This window comes from Streptomyces sp. CNH287, from assembly GCF_000424825.1.
Genome location: NZ_AUKQ01000025.1, coordinates 1 through 18567 on the forward strand (window position 1 = coordinate 1; position 18567 = coordinate 18567).

General features: G+C 73.3%; 15 protein-coding genes. 4 read left to right on the forward strand and 11 right to left on the reverse strand.

Features of this window, described 5'->3' with window-relative positions; translation table 11 throughout:
- Positions 1 to 136: 136 nt before the first annotated feature.
- The 3 genes from H299_RS0121965 to H299_RS35540 form a co-directional block, all read right to left on the reverse strand.
- Positions 137 to 2104: an ATP-dependent DNA helicase gene (locus H299_RS0121965; RefSeq protein WP_027750160.1), complete on the reverse strand. Its 1968-nt coding sequence runs from the start codon at positions 2102 to 2104 to the stop codon at positions 137 to 139.
- 12 nt (positions 2105 to 2116) lie between these two features.
- Positions 2117 to 2896 (reverse strand): GNAT family N-acetyltransferase, encoded by a 780-nt coding sequence (locus H299_RS35535; protein ID WP_078512933.1) that lies wholly within the window; start codon positions 2894 to 2896, stop codon positions 2117 to 2119.
- 79 nt (positions 2897 to 2975) lie between these two features.
- On the reverse strand, positions 2976 to 5003 hold the full coding sequence (locus H299_RS35540) for an IucA/IucC family protein (protein WP_037760021.1): 2028 nt from the start codon (positions 5001 to 5003) through the stop codon (positions 2976 to 2978).
- 274 nt (positions 5004 to 5277) lie between these two features.
- Between H299_RS35540 and H299_RS0121980 the strand changes: the two genes are divergently transcribed.
- Together H299_RS0121980 and H299_RS0121985 are read left to right on the forward strand one after the other, a co-directional pair.
- Positions 5278 to 6459, forward strand: coding sequence for a hypothetical protein (locus H299_RS0121980; RefSeq protein WP_051262721.1), 1182 nt, complete (start codon positions 5278 to 5280; stop codon positions 6457 to 6459).
- A 22-nt stretch (positions 6460 to 6481) separates the two neighbouring features.
- Positions 6482 to 7720 (forward strand): hypothetical protein, encoded by a 1239-nt coding sequence (locus H299_RS0121985; protein WP_027750162.1) that lies wholly within the window; start codon positions 6482 to 6484, stop codon positions 7718 to 7720.
- 99 nt (positions 7721 to 7819) lie between these two features.
- On the opposite strand, the gene hflX is transcribed toward H299_RS0121985, so the two are convergent.
- From hflX to miaA, 5 genes are all read right to left on the reverse strand, one after another.
- Entirely contained in the window at positions 7820 to 9319 is a 1500-nt protein-coding gene (gene hflX / locus H299_RS0121990) for a GTPase HflX (RefSeq protein ID WP_027750163.1), read from the reverse strand.
- A gap of 193 nt (positions 9320 to 9512) precedes the next feature.
- Positions 9513 to 11639 (reverse strand): HD domain-containing protein, encoded by a 2127-nt coding sequence (locus H299_RS0121995; RefSeq protein WP_027750164.1) that lies wholly within the window; start codon positions 11637 to 11639, stop codon positions 9513 to 9515.
- A 153-nt stretch (positions 11640 to 11792) separates the two neighbouring features.
- Entirely contained in the window at positions 11793 to 12698 is a 906-nt protein-coding gene (dapF, locus tag H299_RS0122000) for a diaminopimelate epimerase (protein WP_027750165.1), read from the reverse strand.
- Positions 12699 to 12770: 72 nt separating this feature from the next.
- Positions 12771 to 13229: a hypothetical protein gene (locus H299_RS0122005; RefSeq protein WP_027750166.1), complete on the reverse strand. Its 459-nt coding sequence runs from the start codon at positions 13227 to 13229 to the stop codon at positions 12771 to 12773.
- 107 nt (positions 13230 to 13336) lie between these two features.
- Positions 13337 to 14263, reverse strand: coding sequence for a tRNA (adenosine(37)-N6)-dimethylallyltransferase MiaA (gene miaA / locus H299_RS0122010; protein ID WP_486587371.1), 927 nt, complete (start codon positions 14261 to 14263; stop codon positions 13337 to 13339).
- A 296-nt stretch (positions 14264 to 14559) separates the two neighbouring features.
- Between miaA and H299_RS0122015 the strand changes: the two genes are divergently transcribed.
- Positions 14560 to 14772 carry an antitoxin gene (locus H299_RS0122015; protein ID WP_027750168.1) on the forward strand — a complete coding sequence of 71 codons (213 nt, stop codon included), beginning with the start codon at positions 14560 to 14562 and terminating at the stop codon, positions 14770 to 14772.
- 84 nt (positions 14773 to 14856) lie between these two features.
- Here H299_RS0122015 and H299_RS0122020 read toward each other — a convergent pair whose 3' ends face one another.
- The 3 genes from H299_RS0122020 to miaB are packed head-to-tail and all read right to left on the reverse strand — an operon-like array spanning position 14857 to position 17432.
- Positions 14857 to 15576 (reverse strand): class III extradiol dioxygenase subunit B-like domain-containing protein, encoded by a 720-nt coding sequence (locus H299_RS0122020; RefSeq protein ID WP_027750169.1) that lies wholly within the window; start codon positions 15574 to 15576, stop codon positions 14857 to 14859.
- Positions 15577 to 15635: 59 nt separating this feature from the next.
- Positions 15636 to 15914: a hypothetical protein gene (locus tag H299_RS35545; RefSeq protein ID WP_051262722.1), complete on the reverse strand. Its 279-nt coding sequence runs from the start codon at positions 15912 to 15914 to the stop codon at positions 15636 to 15638.
- A gap of 33 nt (positions 15915 to 15947) precedes the next feature.
- A complete protein-coding gene (gene miaB / locus H299_RS0122030; RefSeq protein ID WP_027750170.1) occupies positions 15948 to 17432 on the reverse strand; it encodes a tRNA (N6-isopentenyl adenosine(37)-C2)-methylthiotransferase MiaB in 1485 nt (494 codons plus the stop codon).
- A gap of 78 nt (positions 17433 to 17510) precedes the next feature.
- Between miaB and H299_RS0122035 the strand changes: the two genes are divergently transcribed.
- On the forward strand, positions 17511 to 18521 hold the full coding sequence (locus H299_RS0122035; protein WP_027750171.1) for a TAXI family TRAP transporter solute-binding subunit: 1011 nt from the start codon (positions 17511 to 17513) through the stop codon (positions 18519 to 18521).
- Positions 18522 to 18567: the final 46 nt, after the last annotated feature.

Below are 18567 nucleotides of genomic sequence, written 5' to 3' on the forward strand. Positions count from 1 at the left end.
CCACGCAAAACGCTCGGCTGGAAAACCCCAGCCGAGCGCCTGCGTGATCTACTGACGACCACGTAGACCGTCAGGTGTTGCGAGGACCCTAAGAACCCGCCGCCGCGGCTCCGGGGCACCACCATGCCTCGCGCCCTCACTCCTCCAGGCGGGCCTTCGCGTCGATGGCGGCCAGCGAACGCCGCACCTGGTTGCGGTCGGTCGTGTACCAGAAGTCGGGCATCGAAGCGCGCAGGAACCCGCCGTAGCGCGCCCGCTCCAGTCGCGGGTCGAGCACGGCGACCACCCCCCGGTCCCCCGAGGCGCGCACGAGGCGGCCGGAGCCCTGGGCCATGAGCAGCGCCGCGTGCGTCGCGGCCACCGCCATGAAGCCGTTCCCTCCCCCCTCCTCGACGGCCTTCTGCCGGGCGCTCATGAGCGGATCGTCCGGCCGGGGGAAGGGAATCCGGTCCATCACCACCAGCTGGCAGCTCGCGCCGGGCACGTCCACCCCCTGCCACAGCGAGAGCGTCCCGAACAGACAGGTGGCCGGGTCCGCGGCGAACCGGCCGATCAGCTCCCCGAGGGTCTCCTCCCCCTGCAACAGGATCGGCATCTCCAGCCGCCCCCGCAGCTCCTCGGCCGCCGCCTGGGCCGCCCGCATGGAGGAGAACAGCCCGAGCGTACGGCCGCCCGCCGCCTCCATCAGCTCGGCCAGCTCATCCATCATGTCGGCGCGCGAAGCGTCCCGTCCCGGGGGTGCGAGGTGCTTGGCCACGTAGAGGATGCCCTGCTTCTGGTACTCGAAGGGGGAACCGGCGTCCAGCCCCTTCCAGCTCGGCAGTTCGTCCTCCTCCCGGCCCTCCGGCGCGAGCCCCAGCGAGGCCCCCACGCCGTTGAAGTCGCCGCCGAGCTTGAGCGTCGCCGAGGTGAGGATCACCGAGCGCTCGGTGAACAGCTTCTCCCTCAGCAGCCCGGAGACGGACAGCGGCGCCACCCGCAGCGAGGCGCCGAACCGGTCGTGCCGCTCGCACCAGATCACGTCGTACTCCGAGGCCTCGACCAGGCGTTCGGCGACATCGTGCACGCTGGTGATGCTGGCCAGGGCCTGCTTGCGGACGGCGTCCTCGTCCTGCACGGACTTGTCCCGGGTGTTGCCGAGCGCGGTCACGCAGCCGCGGGCCGCGTCGCGCAGTGCCATCAGCGCGTACCCCAGGTCCTCCGGCACCGTCTCCAGGCGGCCGGGCAGCGCCAGCTCCATCAGCCCCTCGAAACCCTCCGAGGCCGTCTGGAGCTGATCGGCCGTCTTCTCGTCGATCAGCTTCGCCACCCGGCGCACGGCGCGGCTCACCCCTGCGGGGGTCAGCTCGCCGGTGGCGACGCCGGTGACCCGGGAGACCAGCTCATGGGCTTCGTCCACGATCAGCACTTCGTGCCCCGGCAGCACCGGGGCACCCTCGATGGCGTCGATCGCGAGGAGGGCGTGGTTGGTGACGATCACGTCGGCCAGCTTCGCGCGCTCGCGGGCTGCCTCCGCGAAGCACTCCGGGCCGTAGGCGCACCGGCTGGCGCCGAGGCACTCGCGGGCGGAGACGGACACCTGGGCCCAGGCGCGGTCGGAGACACCCGGCCGCAGGTCGTCCCGGTCGCCCGTCTCCGTCTCGTCCGACCAGTCGCGCAGGCGCAGCAGGTCCTTGCCCAGCTTGCTGGTCGGGGCCGCCGCCTCGAACGGATCGAAGAGGCCGTCCTCTTCGTCCTGCGGCACGCCCTCGTGCAGCCGGTGCAGGCACAGGTAGTTCGACCGCCCCTTGAGCATGGCGAACTCGGGGCGGCGCCGCAGCTGCGGCTGGAGCGCCTCGACCGTACGCGGCAGGTCCCGCTCGACCAGCTGGCGCTGGAGCGCGAGCGTGGCGGTGGCGACCACCACCCGCTCGCCGTGCGCCAGCGCGGGCACCAGGTAGCCCAGCGATTTTCCGGTGCCGGTGCCCGCCTGGATCAGCCGGTGCGTGCCGTCGTCTACGGCCTCGGCGACGGCTTCCGCCATCGCCACCTGACCAGGGCGTTCCGTACCTCCGATCGCGGTGACGGCGGCGTGCAGGAGGTCGGTGAGGGCGGGCTCGCTCATAGCTCCGACACCCTACGCGGCCGGACTGACATCGGCCGCGCCGAGAGGTCCCGGCGCCCGGTCCCAGGGGCCCGTCCGGTGCGCGTCGCCGTGCGCATCGCCCAGGGGTGCGCCCCGTCGGTCGCGCTCGCGGATCATGAGCGCCGCACGCTTGTCCGGCAGGTCCACCTCCGCGGCCAGCCGGAAGCCCGCCGCCCCGAACGCCGCGACCGACCGCATGTTGCGCAGGTCCGGCTCGGCCAGCACCCGCGGGCAGCGGGGGCGGTGTGCCAGGACCAGATCGCCGACCGCCCGCAGCAGCGTGCTGCCGAGCCCGCGCCCGCGGTCGGCGGCGGCGCCGACCAGCAGGTGGACACCGGTGTCGTGGGGCCGAGCGGGGTAGTGGCGGGCGAGCGGGTCGAGGTCCGCGCGGTAGATCTCCCAGTAGCTCATCGGGACGCCGTCCAGGACGCCGAGGCAGGGGACGCTGCGGCCGTCCCCGTCCAGCTGCGCACGCAGGTGGCGCGCGGTCCGCTCCGGTGGTCCGGAGAGTTCCCAGAAGGTGTCCACCGCCGGGTCGTTCATCCAGCGGGTGAGCAGCGGCAGATCGCGGTCCACGCGCACCGGGACGAGCCGGAGCACGCCGGCCGGGGTGGCGCGGGCGGGCCAGGTGGCCGGGCTGTCCAGCGGGTCCGGGTCGGCCCCCGGCGCCGTACGGGGCGCGGCAGGCGTCGGACCGGGGGCGGCCGTACCGCGGGGACGAGCGGGGCCGGACGGCGCCGGGCCGGCCGGTGAAGGGGGATACAACTGCATGTCGGCGCCTCCTGCCGGGGCGTTCGGCCGGTGGGTCCGGCGCTGTCGCCGTCCGGCCGGGAACGCGCGCTGCCGGGTCTCAGACCCGGACCGGGTTCGTCACGGTCACGTACACGGACTGGGTGTCCACCGGCCCCACCAGCTCGTCCATTCCGTGCAGCCGGGTGAGGAGGTTCGCCTTGCACCGCAGTGTCGGCGACTCCAGCAGCAGCGCGGGCAGCGGCGAGACGGGCCCGCCGTCCGCGGTGCGCGCGGCGTCGTCCAGGAAGCCGCGGAGCACGGCCAGCAGCAGCCGCTCGTCCGCGAGCCCCTGGGAACCGAACGCACCGATGAGGCCGAGCACGTTGTTGATGCCCAGGTAGTAGGCGAACCGCTCGTCGGTCACCTCGTCCGCCACGTAGGAGTCGCTGGCGACCCCGGCCCCCGGCAGCCACCGGTCGATCTGCGCGCGGCGGGACTCCCGGAAGTAGTAGCCCTGGTTGTCCCGGTAGCGTCCGCCCGACGGCCAGCCGTCCGCGTCGAGCAGGACCAGGGTGTTCTGCTGGTGCGCCTCCAGCGCGATGCCCGCGTGCGCGTCCAGCCAGAGCATCGGGGCCACCACCGCCTCCAGGTAGCGGCGGAACCACTCGGCGGACACCGAACCCGTCGAGACCCCGCCGCGCAGCGCGAGCCGCCGCACGACCTCGCCCAGCCGCGACCGCAGCTCGCGCCGGGGCGCGCCCGGCCAGGGGCGCGGCGAGGAGAGCGACGCCACGCACACCGCGTCGTGACGGGGGCCGAAGGGGTTGTGCCGGATGACGGTGTCCAGCCCGGGCACCACCGCGCCGTCCAGGTCCACCCCGAGCCAGGCCGGGTCGCGCACGATGTCGAAGCCCGGGCAGGCGGACTGCCAGCGCGCGCCGAGGCCGCCGCGCAGCAGCCGGTGCACCTCGACGCCCCGGAGCAGTTCCTTGCGGAGATTCTCCCGCCGCGAGTTGGTGATCCGCAGCCCCAGCGACAGCTTGAGCATCGCGGGCGCGCCGGGCCGGTGCACCGTACGCACCGACGAGGTCGGGTGCCAGGGGTCGCCGCACGGGCCGAGGTCGTGCAGCAGCCCGGCGTCCAGCAGCTGGGCGACGCTCGGCTCGTACCGCAGCTCACGCGCCTGCCAGGGGTGCAGGGGCAGCAGCGCGCAGCCGGCGGGAAGGCGTTCGGTGACGGCCGGGCCGGCCAGCCGGGCGGCGAGCGCGACCGCGGGCACGGGGCCACCTCGGGCGGCTCCGGACGGCGCCGTCTCGTACCAGGCGGAGTCGGTGGCCAGCACGGACAGGTCGACCGCCAGCCAGTGGAGCGCGAAGGACCCCCGCAGTTCGGGCGAGAAGAACCGGGCCTCGCCGTCCGAGAGCCCCTCCCGGCTCTTGGGGGTGGGGTGGACGGGGTGCCCGAGCAGCAGCGCCTGCTCCGCGTCCAGGAACGGGGCACTCCCGGGCGGAACCTCCGGTGCGGCCCGGCGCTCGGCCAGGAAGGCGGCGGTGCGCCGGACCGAGTCGGCGACGCGCCCGACGAGCGCCGTGCTCTCCGCCGTCGCGCGGGCGCCGCCCGCGCGGTGTGCCGCCTCGCGGCCCAGCAGGGCGGCCAGTGTCACCGCGTCCAGCGGCGCGGCGTCCACCGGCGCCCCGTCCAGCAGCGGGGGGCCGAAGCGGTGCCATCCGGTGGCCGACCAGTGGCGCAGCGGGACGCACAGGGTCGTGCCGGTGGCGGTGAGCGGGATGCGCAGCACGTCGTCGTCCGGTGGGGGAAGGTCGCTCTCGCGGACCCAGCAGCGCAGCAGGTTCTCCACCGCCGCGGCGTCGGCGACGGCGGCGCTGTCGGCCGCCTCCAGCGGGTCGGGCCGGGCCGCGAACGAGGTCGCCCCGTCGGCTTCCCGGTGGCCGCCCGAATCCGGCGGTCCGCCGGTGTCCAGGCCGGCACGGCCGGGCTCGAGGAGGCGGGCCCCCGCGCCCTCCTGCGTCGGGCCGTCGCGCCTCGGCTGGCGCGGGACCCTGGGCTCCTCGCGCCGTACGGGGCGTCTGCGTACCGGGAGCCGTCCGTCGGACGAGGTGCCCTCGGCTCCGGAGCGCGCGTTCACGACTGCTGCCTCCTGTGGTGTCGACTCGGCGCGCCGACCGGCGGGCCGCTCCCCTCTGCCTGTTCCCCGTACGGACCAACGACCGGGACAGCGGCTGATCACGGTTTTCCCCAAGATCGTCAGCCTCGGGGAGCCGGTCCGGGCGATTCGGGGAACCAGGGACCCTGCCTCGCCCGTCCCCCCACTCACCGGGCATAGTGGGGGCCGCCCCGCCCCGGCGAGGTGCATGACAAGAGCCAAAGCAAGCTGATCCATCTCAGGGGGAGTTCATTCCATGTCATCCATAGGCAGTTCTGTGCGCCGCCACCGGCGGGCGCTGGCAGCCGCCGCGGCGGTGGCCGCGTTGGCGGTGACGGCGACCGCGTGCGGGCCGGAGGACGAGGGCGCCGACGCCAAGCCCGGCAGCGAGGCCTCGCAGAAGCCCGCGGACGACCTCAAGAAAGACCTGGGGCTGCCGGACAAACTGCCCAAGGACCTTCCCGACTCCCTCAAGGACCTGGAGAAGTGGAGGGACGGGGGTTGGAAGAACTGGGACCGGGAGGACTGGCTCCGCGAGGCGCAGGACTTCATCAACCCGATCATCGACGACTACTGGGACCAGGACCGGATGGGCGACGCGGAGGAGAACGAACGCGACGTCGACGACTCCGACATCGACCAGGGCGTCACCGACCCCACCCCGCAGCCGGTCGAGGCCGCCGCCGTCGCGACGCCGTACGCCGACAAGGCTCCGCCGGTGGGCAAGATCTTCATGGAGACCCCGAAGGGCTCCATGGTCTGCTCCGGCACGGTCATCAAGGACCCGAAGAACCCGGGCAAGTCGAACCTCGTCGCCACCGCCGGGCACTGCGTCCACGCGGGCAAGGAGGGCGGCTGGTTCCGCAACGTCGTCTTCGTGCCACACTTCAACAGCAAGGGCCTGCCCGCCGCCGAGCTGGAGTCGGCGCCGAAGCAGGACGTCGCCCCGCACGGCCTGTGGTGGGCGAAGCACGCCCGCACCACCGACCACTGGATCGACAGCGGCGCCACCCAGGGCGGCAGCGGCGCTCCGCAGGACTTCGCGGTCCTGAAGGTGCAGCCGGAGGACAAGGGCGCCACGTCGCTCGAGGAAACCGTCGGCGAGTCCGTGAAGCCTGACTTCCAGACGCCCGGCGTGAAGAACATCCCGACGCTGGCCGCCCACGGCTACCCGGCCGCGCCGCCGTTCACCGGCGAGAAGATGTTCACGTGCAAGGACAAGCCGGGCCGGCTCTCCCTGGACACCTCGCAGCCGACGATGTACCGCATCGGCTGCACCATGACCGGCGGTTCCTCCGGCGGCGGCTGGCTCAGCGCGGACGGCAAGGAACTGCTGTCGGTCACCTCGGTCGGCCCCGTCACCGCGACCTGGCTCGCCGGGCCGGCGCTGGGCAAGGAAGCCAAGAGCGTCTACGACGCCGTCAGCGACCTGAGCTGACCCCGAGGAGAGCGCCGAAGACATGTCACCGAGCACACCGAGAACACCCCTGTCACCCCGCGCGAGGCGGCGGCGCCGTCCGGCGGCGGTCGCCACGGCCGTCACCGCGGCACTCGCGCTGGCCCTGACCGCCTGCGGCGGCTCCTCCGACTCCGCCGACGACAAGGACTCCTCCTCGAAGGCGAAACCCGAGGCGTCGAAGGACCAGGGCGCTCCGGACAAGGACGGCGTGGCCGAGAAGCTGCCGGAGGACCTGCCCTCCTCGCTCCAGGACCTGGAGAAGTGGAAGGACGGGGGCTGGAAGAACTGGGACCGGAAGGACTGGCTTCGGGACGCGGCCGACTTCGCCAACCCCTACCTTCCCGACCACTGGAAGCCGGAGCGGATGCAGGCGGCGGAGGGCAACGACCACACGGTCACCGCCGACGTCCGGACCTCCGCCGACACCACCGACCGCGAACCCGCCAAGGTGGCGGCCAAGCAGGTCGAGACGCCGTACACGAACAACGCCGCGCCGGCCGGGAAGATCTTCATGGAGACCCCGAAGGGGCCCATGGTCTGCTCCGGCACGGTGGTGCAGGACCCGGCGAATCCGGGCAAGTCGAACCTGGTGGCCACGGCAGGCCACTGCGTCCACTCCGGCCAGACCGGCGGCTGGTTCCGCAACATCATGTTCGTGCCCGCGTACAACAACAACGGCCTGCCCCAGTCGCAGGTCGAGGGCGCGCAGCAGAGCCAGGTCTACCCGTACGGCCAGTTCTGGGTCGAGTGGGTCCAGACGACCAACTACTGGCTGGAGAAGGGCTCCGAGAGCGGTGGCGGGGGCGCGCAGCAGGACTTCGCGGTCCTGAAGGTGCGGGGGAACGAGAACACAGGGAAGTCGCTCGAGGAGAGCGTCGGCACCGCGGTGAAGATCAACTTCAAGGCACCGTCCGCCGACCGCATCTCGGGCATGAGTGCGTACGGCTACCCGGCGGAGGCTCCCTACGAGGGCGCCAGGATGTTCCAGTGCACCGGGAAACCGGGCCGGTACACCCTGGACCCGACGCAGGAGCCGATGTACCGCATCGGCTGCACGATGACCGGCGGCATGTCCGGCGGCGGGATCTTCGCCGCGGGCAAGGACGGCAAGGCCCAGCTGGTCTCCGTCAACTCGCTGATCAACCGGCCCGACGTCACCTACGCCGCAGGCCCGCGCCTCGGCACGGCGGCCAAGGGTGTCTTCGACGCGATCAGCAAGAAGTACGCGGGCAAGAGCTGACGCTCTTCCGCGCCCGGCACGGCGCGGGAGACGAGAGGGGCCCGCCCTCCCGGAACGCTTCCGTTCCGGGAGGACGGGCCCCCATTCCGTGCGGAGTACTCAACGCCGGCCGGAGGGCACGTATGCCCGCAGCTCCGCCGCCAGTTCCTCGTGCACCCGGGTCTTGAGCAGCGTGCCCTCCTCGGTGTGCTCCTCGGAGAGCACCTCGCCCTCGGCATGGGCGCGCGAGACGAGCCCGCCGCGGGTGTAGGGCACGAGCACCTCCAGCTCGACCGAGGGACGCGGAAGCCGCTCGTCCAAGAGGGCCAGCAGGTCGTCCATGCCCTGACCGGTGCGGGCCGAGACGACCAGCGCCTGCCTCTCCTGCCGCAGCAACCGCTGGAGGGTCAGCGGGTCCGCCGCGTCGGCCTTGTTGACCACGACGATCTCGGGCACCTCGGCGGCACCCACGTCACGGATCACCGCACGCACCGCGGCCAGCTGCTCCTCGGGCGCGGGGTGCGAGCCGTCCACCACGTGCAGGATGAGATCGGAGTCCCCGACCTCCTCCATCGTGGAGCGGAACGCCTCCACCAGGTGGTGCGGGAGATGCCGCACGAAGCCGACGGTGTCCGCCAGCGTGTACAGGCGCCCGCCCGGCGTCTCGGCCTTGCGGACGGTGGGGTCCAAGGTGGCGAACAGCGCGTTCTCCACCAGGACACCGGCGCCGGTGAGGCGGTTGAGCAGCGAGGACTTGCCCGCGTTGGTGTATCCGGCGATCGCGACCGAGGGCACCTTGTGGCGCTTGCGGTCCTGGCGCTGGATGTCGCGGCTGGTCTTCATCTCCGCGATCTCTCGGCGCATCTTCGCCATCTTCTCGCGGATGCGCCGACGATCCGTCTCGATCTTGGTCTCACCGGGACCACGCGTGGCCATGCCACCGCCGCCCGCGGCGCCGCCTCCGCCGCCGCCCATCTGCCGCGACAGCGACTGGCCCCAGCCGCGCAGCCTCGGCAGCATGTACTGCATCTGCGCCAGCGCCACCTGCGCCTTGCCCTCACGGGACTTGGCGTGCTGCGCGAAGATGTCCAGGATCAGCGCGGTGCGGTCGACCACCTTGACCTTGACGACGTCCTCGAGGTGGATCAGCTGCCCCGGGCTCAGCTCACCGTCGCACACGACGGTGTCGGCGCCGGACTCGAGCACGATGTCGCGCAGCTCCCGGGCCTTGCCGGAGCCGATGTAGGTGGCCGGATCGGCCTTGTCCCGACGCTGGATGACGCCGTCGAGGACCTCGGCGCCCGCGGTCTCAGCCAGTGCCGCCAGCTCCGCGAGGGAGTTGTCGGCGTCCTGCGCCGTGCCCGTCGTCCACACGCCGACGAGGACCACACGCTCCAGCCGGAGCTGGCGGTACTCGACCTCGGTGACGTCCTCCAGCTCGGTGGAGAGACCGGCGACGCGGCGCAGGGCGGCGCGGTCCGAACGGTCGTGCTGCTCGCCGTCGCGCGCGCCGTCGATGTCGTCACTCCAAGCAACGTCCTCTTCCATCAGGGCGTCGGCTCGGCGGTTCGTCTCGGCTACGCGCTGGCCGTTGTACGGAAGGGAAGAAGAGGAGGTCATTGGATCCTTACTCGAGAGAGACAGAGGTGCTGCCCGGGGAACGCCCGGCATGACGGGATGATTCCCCGCGAAGCGGGAGCGGACTCGCCGTCGAGGGAGATAGTGGCACGGCCTCGGCGGTGCGTCACCCGGATTTGCGGCGCCGTACGGTGCGCGCGGGCAGCTGCAGCAGGAGCGGGAGGGCCGCCGTGCCTCAGTTCGCCGAGAGGTGCCGGGCGGCACGGGTGACGTCGTAGACGCCGGGCACCCGGAGCATGGCGCGCATCAGCGCGGGCAGCCCCGTCGCGTCGGGCAGCTGGAGCGTGTACGTGTGGCGGACGCGCTGCTCCCTGGGCGGTTCGACGTCGGCGGAGACCACGGCGGCACCCTGCGCGGCGATGGTCTCGGTGAGGTCGGCGAGCAGCTGCGGGCGGCCGAACGCCTCCGCGAGGAGGGTGACCCGGCAGCCTGCCGCGTGCTCCCGCCAGCGGACGGACACCGAGCGGCGGCCGGCGGCCCTCATCCGGACCGCGGAGTGGCAGCTGTCCCGGTGCACCGTGACGGCGCCGCCCCGTACAGGGAAGCCGGTGACGGAGTCGGGGGGCACGGGCGTGCAGCAGCGGGCGAGCCGCACGGGTACACCCGGCCGCGCGGTGACCACCGAGGCGCTCTCCGCCGCGGCGGGGCTTTCGGCACCGTCGGCGCCCTCTGCACCACCGCCCCTCGGGGGCGCGGCCGGCGCGGCGGCGGACGGCACGGCGGCGGACGGCACGGCGGCGGACGGCGCGGGCGGGTGCGCCGCGAGCCACTTGCGGATGGCGATCCGGGCGGCGGGCGTACGCGCGTGGTCGAGCCACTCCGGTGCGGGGGCGTAGGTGGCCGCAGCCGTGGCGGGGGCGAGGAAGAGCTGCACCGTGTCCGCGTCGCGCAGGACGGTGCTCAAGGAGGTGAGCCGCCCGTTCACCCGGGCGCCGATACACCGGTGCGCGGCCTCGCCGTGCCGGGCGTAGGCGGCGTCCACACAGCTGGCCCCCGCCGGGAGGGGCAGGGCGGCACGCTCGGCGCCGGGCACGGTGTCCGTGGCGTAGACGGTGATCTCGCGGTCCTGCGCCAGCTCGTCCCGCAGCTCGCTCCAGAAGGTGTCCGGGTCCGAGGTGTGGCTCTGCCACTCCAGGAGCCGGGAGAGCCAGCCGGGGCGGGTGGGATCGGCGCGCTCGCCCTCCGGCACGGCCTCTCCCTGCCCGACCGCCGGTGCGGTGTGCGGGTCGCCCAGCGCGATCACGCCCGCCTCGGCGACCTGGTGCATCTGCCGGGTCCGCACCAGCACCTCGGCCACCCGCCCGCCGGTGTCGGCGAACGCCGTGTGCAGCGACTGGTACAGGTTGAACTTGGGCGCCGCGATGAAGTCCTTGAACTCGGACATCACCGGGACGAAGCAGGTGTGCAGCTCGCCGAGGGCGGCGTAGCAGTCCGCGTCCTCCTCCACGAGGATCAGCAGCCGGCCGAAGTCGCACGGCCCCAGCTCGCCCCGTTTGCGCCCCAGCCGGTGCACGGACACCAGGTGCCGGGGCCGGATGAGGACCTGGGCGTCGATCTCCGCCTCGCGCAGTACGGCGCGCACGGATGCGGCGACCTGGGTGAGCGGGTCGGGGCGGGTGGCGTGCTCGCGGATGAGCCGCTGGGTGCGCGCGTGCTCGTCCGGCCGCAGGATCGCGAAGGCCAGGTCCTCCAGCTCCCGTTTGAGCGCCTGGACCCCGAGCCGCTCGGCGAGCGGGATGAGCACGTCGCGGGTGACCTGCGCGATGCGTGCCTGCTTCTCGGGGCGCATGACCTTGAGCGTGCGCATGTTGTGCAGGCGGTCGGCGAGCTTGATGGACATCACGCGGACGTCGCTGCCGGTGGCGACGAGCATCTTGCGGAAGGTCTCGGGCTCGGCCGCGGCGCCGTAGTCCACCTTCTCCAGCTTGGTGACGCCGTCGACGAGATGGCACACGGCGGCGCCGAACTCCGCGCGCACCTGGTCGAGGGTGACCTCGGTGTCCTCGACCGTGTCGTGCAGGAGGGAGGCGGTGAGCGTAGTGGGCTCGGCGCCCAGCTGGGCGAGGATGAGCGTCACCGCGAGCGGGTGCGTGATGTACGGCTCGCCGCTCTTGCGCACCTGGCCCCGGTGCGAGGACTCGGCGAGGAGGTAAGCGCGGCGCAGGGCGTCCAGGTCGGCCCCAGGGTGATGGGCCCGGTGCGCCTGGGCCACATGCTCGATGGCATCCGGCAGGCCGTCGCGCGGCCCGGGCCGGAGCAGGGCGGCCCGGCTGAGCTTCCGAAGGTTGTGCACCGCACCCATGGGCACCTCCCGCTCGTGGTCACCCCGAGTCCCCGGGACTTTGATGCTACCGAGCCCATCACGACCAGCTGACCGGCTCTTGCCGACCGTGAGATGGATCACCCGATCGAGGGACGTTTACCGGAACGGACGCCCGGTGCGGCAGGAGCCGGGTCAGTCGTCCGCGAGCGGCAGCTGAGCCGGGTCGAGTACGCCCTCCGCGACGATGACAGCGGGTCCGGTCATCTCGATCCGGCCCTCGGTGTCCTCGGTGATGACCAGCCGCCCGCCCGGCACGTCCACGGTGTAGGTGACCGGGGTGCCGTCGGCGGCCGGGTCCGCGCCGTCCCGCCGGGCGGCGGCCACCATCACGGCGCAGGCGCCCGTACCGCAGGAACGGGTCTCGCCCGAGCCGCGCTCGTGCACCCGCAGGGCGACGTGCCGCGGCCCCCGGTCCACGACGAACTCGACGTTGACCCCGTCCGGGTAGGCGGCGGCGGGCGCCACGACGGGAGCGTCCAGGAGCCGCCCGGCGTCCGCGAGGTCACCGACAAAGGCGACCGCGTGCGGATTGCCCATGCTCACGTGCCGCGCGGGCCAGCTACGCCCGTCCACCGTCACGGTCACCTCGTCGGCCAGGAGCTGCGCCCGGCCCATGGCCACGGTGACCTCACCGGCCTCCGCGCCGTCCGCGCCGCCCCCGGAGAGCCGCACGCGCCGTGTCCCGGCGCGGGTGGCCACGGCGAACTCCCCCGGCTTCACCAGCCCCGCGCGCTCCAGGTAGCGGGCGAAGACCCGGACGCCGTTCCCGCACATCTCCGCGACGCTGCCGTCGCTGTTGCGGTAGTCCATGAACCACTCGGCCTCGGCGGCCATGGCCCGCGCCTCGGGGTCCGCGGCGGACCGCACGACGCGCAGCAGCCCGTCGCCCCCGATCCCTGCCCGGCGGTCGCACAGCCGGGCCACGGCGCCCGGCGACACCCGCAGGACGCCCTGCGGGTCGGGGAGGATCACGAAGTCGTTCTCGGTGCCGTGGCCCTTGAGGAACGGCACGGGCGGGGCGGGGTGCTCGCTGGTCACACCCCCGATCCTACGGGAGCGCGCCCGGGCGGGCGGCGCCGTGCGCCGGGCTCGACCGGGACCGGACAGGCCCTAGCTCAGCCGGGCGACGCGCCATATGGCCAGTGCCGCGAGCGTGGTCACGACGACCGTGTAGAGCAGGACCATCCGCCAGTCCGCCCGCTGCCCGGTGCCGGGGGACGGCAGACCGGGCCACGTATGACCCACCCGCCGGGCGGCCATCACACTCCAGCCCGCCGCGCAGCCGCAGATCAGCAGTCCGAGCATGGAGACGACCGCCCCGGAGCGGCCACCAGGCTCGAAGGCGAGCGGGAAGGCGAACATCAGGGAGCCGAGCGCGCCGAGGATCACGATGGGCACGAGCTGCCACAGCCGCAGGCGGCGCTGGGGACGCAACTCGTACGTCTCGACGAGGGGCTCGTCGCCCTCCGCCCCGTCGGCGCCCTCCAGGCCGCCGACCCGGTCCAGGTCGTCCGCGCTGCGGAGGTAGTCGAGCCGGGGCTCTTCGTCGTCGCGAGGGCTGGCCTCCATCGCCACCCACCCTCCCCACTCCGGCTGCTCGGCTCGAACGATGGTTGATGATGGCACGACGCGAGAGCACGCCAGGACGCTCAAGACGTCCCGATGCCATCACGTGATCAGGCTGTGACCGCTCGTTCGAGCAACGTCAGCGCACGATCCGTGAGTTCCCCCCGGTCGGCGGCGGCCCCGCTGAGCCAGTGCACCCGCGGATCGCGGCGGAACCAGGAGTCCTGGCGCCGGGCGAAGCGCTTGGTGGCCCGTACGGTCTCGGCTCGCGCCGCCGCCTCGGTGCACTCACCGGCGAGCGCGGTGAGCACCTGCTGGTAGCCCAGCGCGCGGGAGGCCGTACGGCCCTCGCGCAGCCCCGCCGACTCCAGCGCGCGGACCTCGTCGACCAAGCCGGCCGCCCACATCCGGTCGACGCGCTCGGCGATCCGCTCGTGCAGCTCCGGCCGGCCGACGTCGACGCCGATCTGGAGGGTCGGGTACACCGACTCGTGCCCCGGCAGGTTCGCGGTGAAGGGGCGGCCGGTGATCTCGATCACCTCCAGGGCGCGGACGACCCGGCGTCCGTTGCTGGGGAGGATGGCGCGGGCGGCGGGCGGGTCGGTGCGCGCGAGCCGGTCGTGCAGCCAGCCGGGGCCGCGTTCGGCCAGCTCGTCCTCGAGCCTGGTCCGCACCGCCGGGTCCGTCCCGGGGAACTCCATGACGTCGATCGCCCCGCGCACGTAGAGCCCCGAGCCGCCGACGAGCACCGGGGTGCGGCCGACGGCGAGCAACCGGTCGATCTCCTCGCGGGCGAGCCGCTGGTACTCGGCGACGCTGGCGGCGACGGTGACGTCCCAGATGTCCAGGAGGCGGTGCGGGACTCCGCGGCGCTCGCGCGGCGGGAGCTTGGCGGTGCCGATGTCCATCCCCCGGTAGAGCTGCATGGAGTCGGCGTTGATGACCTCACCGCCCAGGTGCCGGGCAAGGGCGACGCCCAGATCCGACTTGCCGGCCGCCGTCGGGCCGACGACTGCGATGACCTGGGGTGCGGGCATGGGGGTTCTCACCCCGCAAGTCTCCCAAATCTCACCGGCCGTTCCGCACCGCGCGGAAGATTGGCGCGGACTCACGCGTCACCGAGTGTGAGGGTGCGGTTCCGCTTGCGGGCCGGGCATCCGAAGGCGCTCGGCCGGGCGCTCGCGGCAGCGGCGGAAGTTCACTCGAGCGGGTATCGTCGGAGATTGATATAGGCGTTTTTGTCATATTTCATCGGACCTGCCCGGCCCGGAAGCCGGCGGGACCGGCACCGGCAAGACGCCCGCACCAAGCGCCACAACGGAAGGTGACCGCCATGGGCTTCATGGACAAGGTCAAGGGCATGCTCGGCCAGCACAGCGACAAGGCCGACAAGGGCATGGACAAGGCATCGGACACCCTGGACTCCAGGACCGGCGGCAAGCACTCGGACAAGATCCAGTCAGGGACCGACAAGGCCAAGGACGCCATGCACCGCTCGGGCGGCGAGCACCGCGGCGGCCACCGCGGCGGAGGCGGCGCCGCCTGAACCACGCGGCACGAGCCGCGTCCTGGGCACCCCGCGGCCGGGGTGCCCAGGACGCGGACTCAGGGCAAGTACTCAGGTCAGGACTCAGGACCAGCTGGCGACCAGGTAGCCGACGCCGTACGGCGCCCCGTCGTACAGGAGGCGTCCGCCCAGCGCGGCGCCCTCGCCCGCGCCCGCGAGGACCTGCCAGGGCGCCCGCCCGGCCGCCTGGAGGTCGTACGCCAGCTCCGCGTCCAGGGCGAGCAGCCCGGACAGATCGGCCGCACCGAGCGCGGAGGCGGCGGCAGCGTCGAAGCGAGCCGCCCGCTCGTCGAAGTAGCCCGGCGCCTTCAAGGTGCGGCAGGCGCTGCCGTCCCCCATCACCAGCAGGGCCACCCGCGGCGCACCGGCGGCCACCTCCCGGCCCAGGGCCGCGCAGCGGTCGCGGGAGAGCGGTTCGCCCACCCCCAGCCCCTCGACCGGGGCGGAGCCCCAGTCCGCGCGCGCGAGCAGCCAGGCGCCGACAGCCAGGGACGACGGCAGTTCACGTGCGCCGTCCGGCGCGTGGCCGCCGCCCGGCCCGAGGGTCACCTCGAGGTCCGCACCGAAGCCGCGGAAGGAGCCGGACGCCCCCTGCGGGTGGGGGCCGCGGCCCGGCTGCTCGGCGGGACCGACGACGACCAAGCGGTCCGCACGCGCGGCGGCGAGTACGCCGATGGCGTCGAAGCACGCCGCGCGGGCGTCGTCCATCTCGTGGGCCGCCCCGGCCGCCACCTCGGGGACCAGCAGCGGCGGACAGGGGCATACGGCGGCGGCGACAAGCATGGCCGGCAGCTTAGACGAAGCGGCAGGCGGTGTACTCCCCCGCGCCCCGCGTCCGCCGACTACTTCGCCGCCGAATCCCACTCCAGTTCGCACACCCGGAAGTAGTACGGATACGAGCGGCCGAAGGCGCCGTCACCGACCAGCAGCCAGCCGTCCGCTGTGCGGTAGAGGCGCTTCCGCTTCGGGGAGGCCGGATGCCGGGGCTGGTAGTAGCGGATGTGGTGGCGCATGCGCTCCTCGGCCTCCTCACGGGTCCCGTCGACCTCGTCCAGGATGTCGACCAGTTCGGGCACGTTGCCCCCGAGATCCTTGTGTACCAGCAGTCCCCAGCGGGCCATCCGCCGTCCCCCCTCGTATCGCCTCGAGCTGTCTCAGCGGGCCGCGCAGCCGCCGGTCGCCGCGGGCAGCGGCGCGGGTGCGCCCACCGTCGGCAGCCCCAGCATGACGCCGGACCGCCCCTGGTCGGGGGCGGCGTTCCGCGCCTCCCAGGCGTCCCCGGAGCGGGTGCGGCGTACGGCGCGCGCGGGAGCCTCGGCGAGCAGGTGGTGCGGGGCGGCGTAGCTGATCTCGACGGTGGCCAGGTCCCCGGGGCGCACGGCTTCCTGCGGGCGCGCGAAGTGCACCAGCCGGTTGTCGGGCGCCCGCCCGGAGAGCCGCCGCGTGGCGCCGTCCTTGCGGCCCTCGCCCTCGGCGACCATGACCTCCAGGGTGCGGCCGACCTGCTTCCTGTTCTCCTCCCAGGAGATCTCCTCCTGGAGGGCGACCAGTCGCTCGTACCGCTCCTGCACGACCGCCTTGGGCAGCTGCCCGGCCATCTCGGCGGCCGGGGTGCCGGGCCGCTTGCTGTACTGGAAGGTGAACGCCTGCGCGAAGCGCGCCTCGCGCACCACGTGCAGCGTCTCCTGGAAGTCCTCCTCGGTCTCGCCGGGGAAGCCCACGATGATGTCGGTGGAGATCGCGGCGTCCGGCATCGCCTCCCGCACGCTCCCGATGATGCCCAGGAAGCGCTCCTGGCGGTACGAGCGGCGCATCGCCTTGAGCACCCGGGAGGAGCCCGACTGCAACGGCATGTGCAGCTGCGGCATGACGTTCGGCGTCTCGGCCATCGCCGCGATCACGTCGTCCGTGAAGTCGCGGGGATGCGGCGAGGTGAAGCGGACGCGCTCCAGCCCGTCGATGCGGCCGCAGGCGCGCAGCAGCTTGCCGAACGCCTCGCGGTCGCCGATGTCGCTGCCGTAGGCGTTGACGTTCTGCCCGAGCAGGGTGATCTCGCTGACGCCCTCGGCGACCAGCGCCTCCACCTCGGCGAGGATGTCGCCCGGCCGCCGGTCCTTCTCCTTGCCGCGCAGCTGCGGGACGATGCAGAAGGTGCAGGTGTTGTTGCACCCGACGGAGACCGACACCCAGGCGGCGTACGCGCTCTCGCGGCGCGTGGGCAGGGTGGAGGGGAACGCCTCCAGCGACTCGGCGATCTCGACCTGCGCCTCCTGCTGGAGGCGGGCGCGCTCCAGCAGCACCGGCAGCTTGCCGACATTGTGCGTGCCGAAGACGACGTCGACCCAGGGCGCCTTCCGCACGATCGTCTCGCGGTCTTTCTGCGCCAGGCAGCCGCCGACGGCGATCTGCATGCCCGGATCGGCCGCCTTGCGAGGCGCGAGCTGGCCCAGGTTGCCGTACAGCCGGTTGTCGGCGTTCTCCCGCACGGCGCAGGTGTTGAACACCACGACGTCGGCTCCGTCGCCGCCCTCGGGCGCCCGTACGTAGCCGGCGTCCTCCAGCAGGCCCGCCATTCGTTCGCTGTCGTGGACATTCATCTGGCAGCCGAAAGTCCGCAGCTCATATGTCTTCGCAGTCATCTCAGTCGACCAGGGTACGTGCTCTCCCCCGCCCCCTGCAGATGACTTCCGGATCGTGGTGCTGGCAGGATCACCGGCATGCTCAGCCTCCGGGTACGCGACGGCGCGGCGCGGCGCGGCGTGCCCCGGGGATGGCGCGCCGCGGGCGCGGTGGCCGTCGTGCTCGGGCTGCTGCTGTGGTGGCTCCTGCCCGAGGGCGGGCGGACCCCGGCGGGGAAGGTCACCTTCGCCACCGGCGCCCCGACGGGGGTGTACGCGCGCTACGGCACGCTGCTCCAGCAGCGGCTGGCCCGCGACGCGCCGCGACTGCGGATGGAACTGGCGGCCAGCCAAGGCTCGGTGCAGAACATCGACATGGTCATCTCCGGCCGGGCGGACTTCACCATCGCGCAGTCGGACGCGGTCGCGGCCTATCTGAAGGCGGGCGGCGAGGGTGCGGAGCGGCTCTCCGCGTGCGCCCGGCTGTACGACGACTACATGCAGCTGATCGTGCCCGCCGGTTCACCGGTGCGCAGCGCGAAGGACCTCAAGGGACTGCGGGTCGGGCTGGGCTCGGAGCGCTCCGGGGTGAGCCTGGTCGCGGGGCGGCTGCTCCAGGCGGCCGGGCTGGACCGGGACGCGGACATCGAGGAGGTCCCGGCGGGCATCGACAGGCTGCCGGGGCTGCTGGAGCGCGGCGAGCTGGACGCGTTCTTCTGGTCGGGCGGGCTGCCGACTACGGCCGTCGAGCGGCTCGCGGAGCGGACCGGCATCCGGCTGGTGCAGCTCGGTGACCTGATGCCCCGGCTGCACGCCACCGAGCCCGAGGCCCGCTACTACCGGGCCGCGGTGATGCCCGCGGACGCGTACCCCACGGTGCAGCAGGGCGAACCGGTCAACACGGTCGCGGTGGCGAACCTGCTGGTCACCACGGACCGCACCGATCCGGCGGTGGCCGAGGCGCTGACCCGCTCGCTGATCAACAGTCGGGACCAGATCGGCAACGAGGTGCACGCGGCGCAGAAGGTGGACCTGCGGACCGCGATCTACACCGACCCGCTGCCGCTGCACAAGGGCGCCGCCCGCTACTACCAGGCGGTGAAGCCCTGACCACGACAGGGGGCAGACGGCTGGTCGGCCCCGGTGATACGGATGC

Excerpts from the sequence above, each read along its gene's own strand:
- H299_RS0121965 (WP_027750160.1), bottom strand. The coding sequence starts at position 2,104 with ATGAGCGAGCCCGCCCTCACCGACCTCCTGCACGCCGCCGTCACCGCG.
- H299_RS35535 (WP_078512933.1), bottom strand. The coding sequence starts at position 2,896 with ATGCAGTTGTATCCCCCTTCACCGGCCGGCCCGGCGCCGTCCGGCCCC.
- H299_RS0121980 (WP_051262721.1), top strand. The coding sequence starts at position 5,278 with ATGTCATCCATAGGCAGTTCTGTGCGCCGCCACCGGCGGGCGCTGGCA.
- H299_RS0121985 (WP_027750162.1), top strand. The coding sequence starts at position 6,482 with ATGTCACCGAGCACACCGAGAACACCCCTGTCACCCCGCGCGAGGCGG.
- hflX (WP_027750163.1), bottom strand. The coding sequence starts at position 9,319 with ATGACCTCCTCTTCTTCCCTTCCGTACAACGGCCAGCGCGTAGCCGAG.
- H299_RS0121995 (WP_027750164.1), bottom strand. The coding sequence starts at position 11,639 with ATGGGTGCGGTGCACAACCTTCGGAAGCTCAGCCGGGCCGCCCTGCTC.
- H299_RS0122005 (WP_027750166.1), bottom strand. The coding sequence starts at position 13,229 with ATGGAGGCCAGCCCTCGCGACGACGAAGAGCCCCGGCTCGACTACCTC.
- miaA (WP_486587371.1), bottom strand. The coding sequence starts at position 14,263 with ATGCCCGCACCCCAGGTCATCGCAGTCGTCGGCCCGACGGCGGCCGGC.
- H299_RS0122015 (WP_027750168.1), top strand. The coding sequence starts at position 14,560 with ATGGGCTTCATGGACAAGGTCAAGGGCATGCTCGGCCAGCACAGCGAC.
- H299_RS0122020 (WP_027750169.1), bottom strand. The coding sequence starts at position 15,576 with ATGCTTGTCGCCGCCGCCGTATGCCCCTGTCCGCCGCTGCTGGTCCCC.
- H299_RS35545 (WP_051262722.1), bottom strand. The coding sequence starts at position 15,914 with ATGGCCCGCTGGGGACTGCTGGTACACAAGGATCTCGGGGGCAACGTG.
- miaB (WP_027750170.1), bottom strand. The coding sequence starts at position 17,432 with ATGACTGCGAAGACATATGAGCTGCGGACTTTCGGCTGCCAGATGAAT.
- H299_RS0122035 (WP_027750171.1), top strand. The coding sequence starts at position 17,511 with ATGCTCAGCCTCCGGGTACGCGACGGCGCGGCGCGGCGCGGCGTGCCC.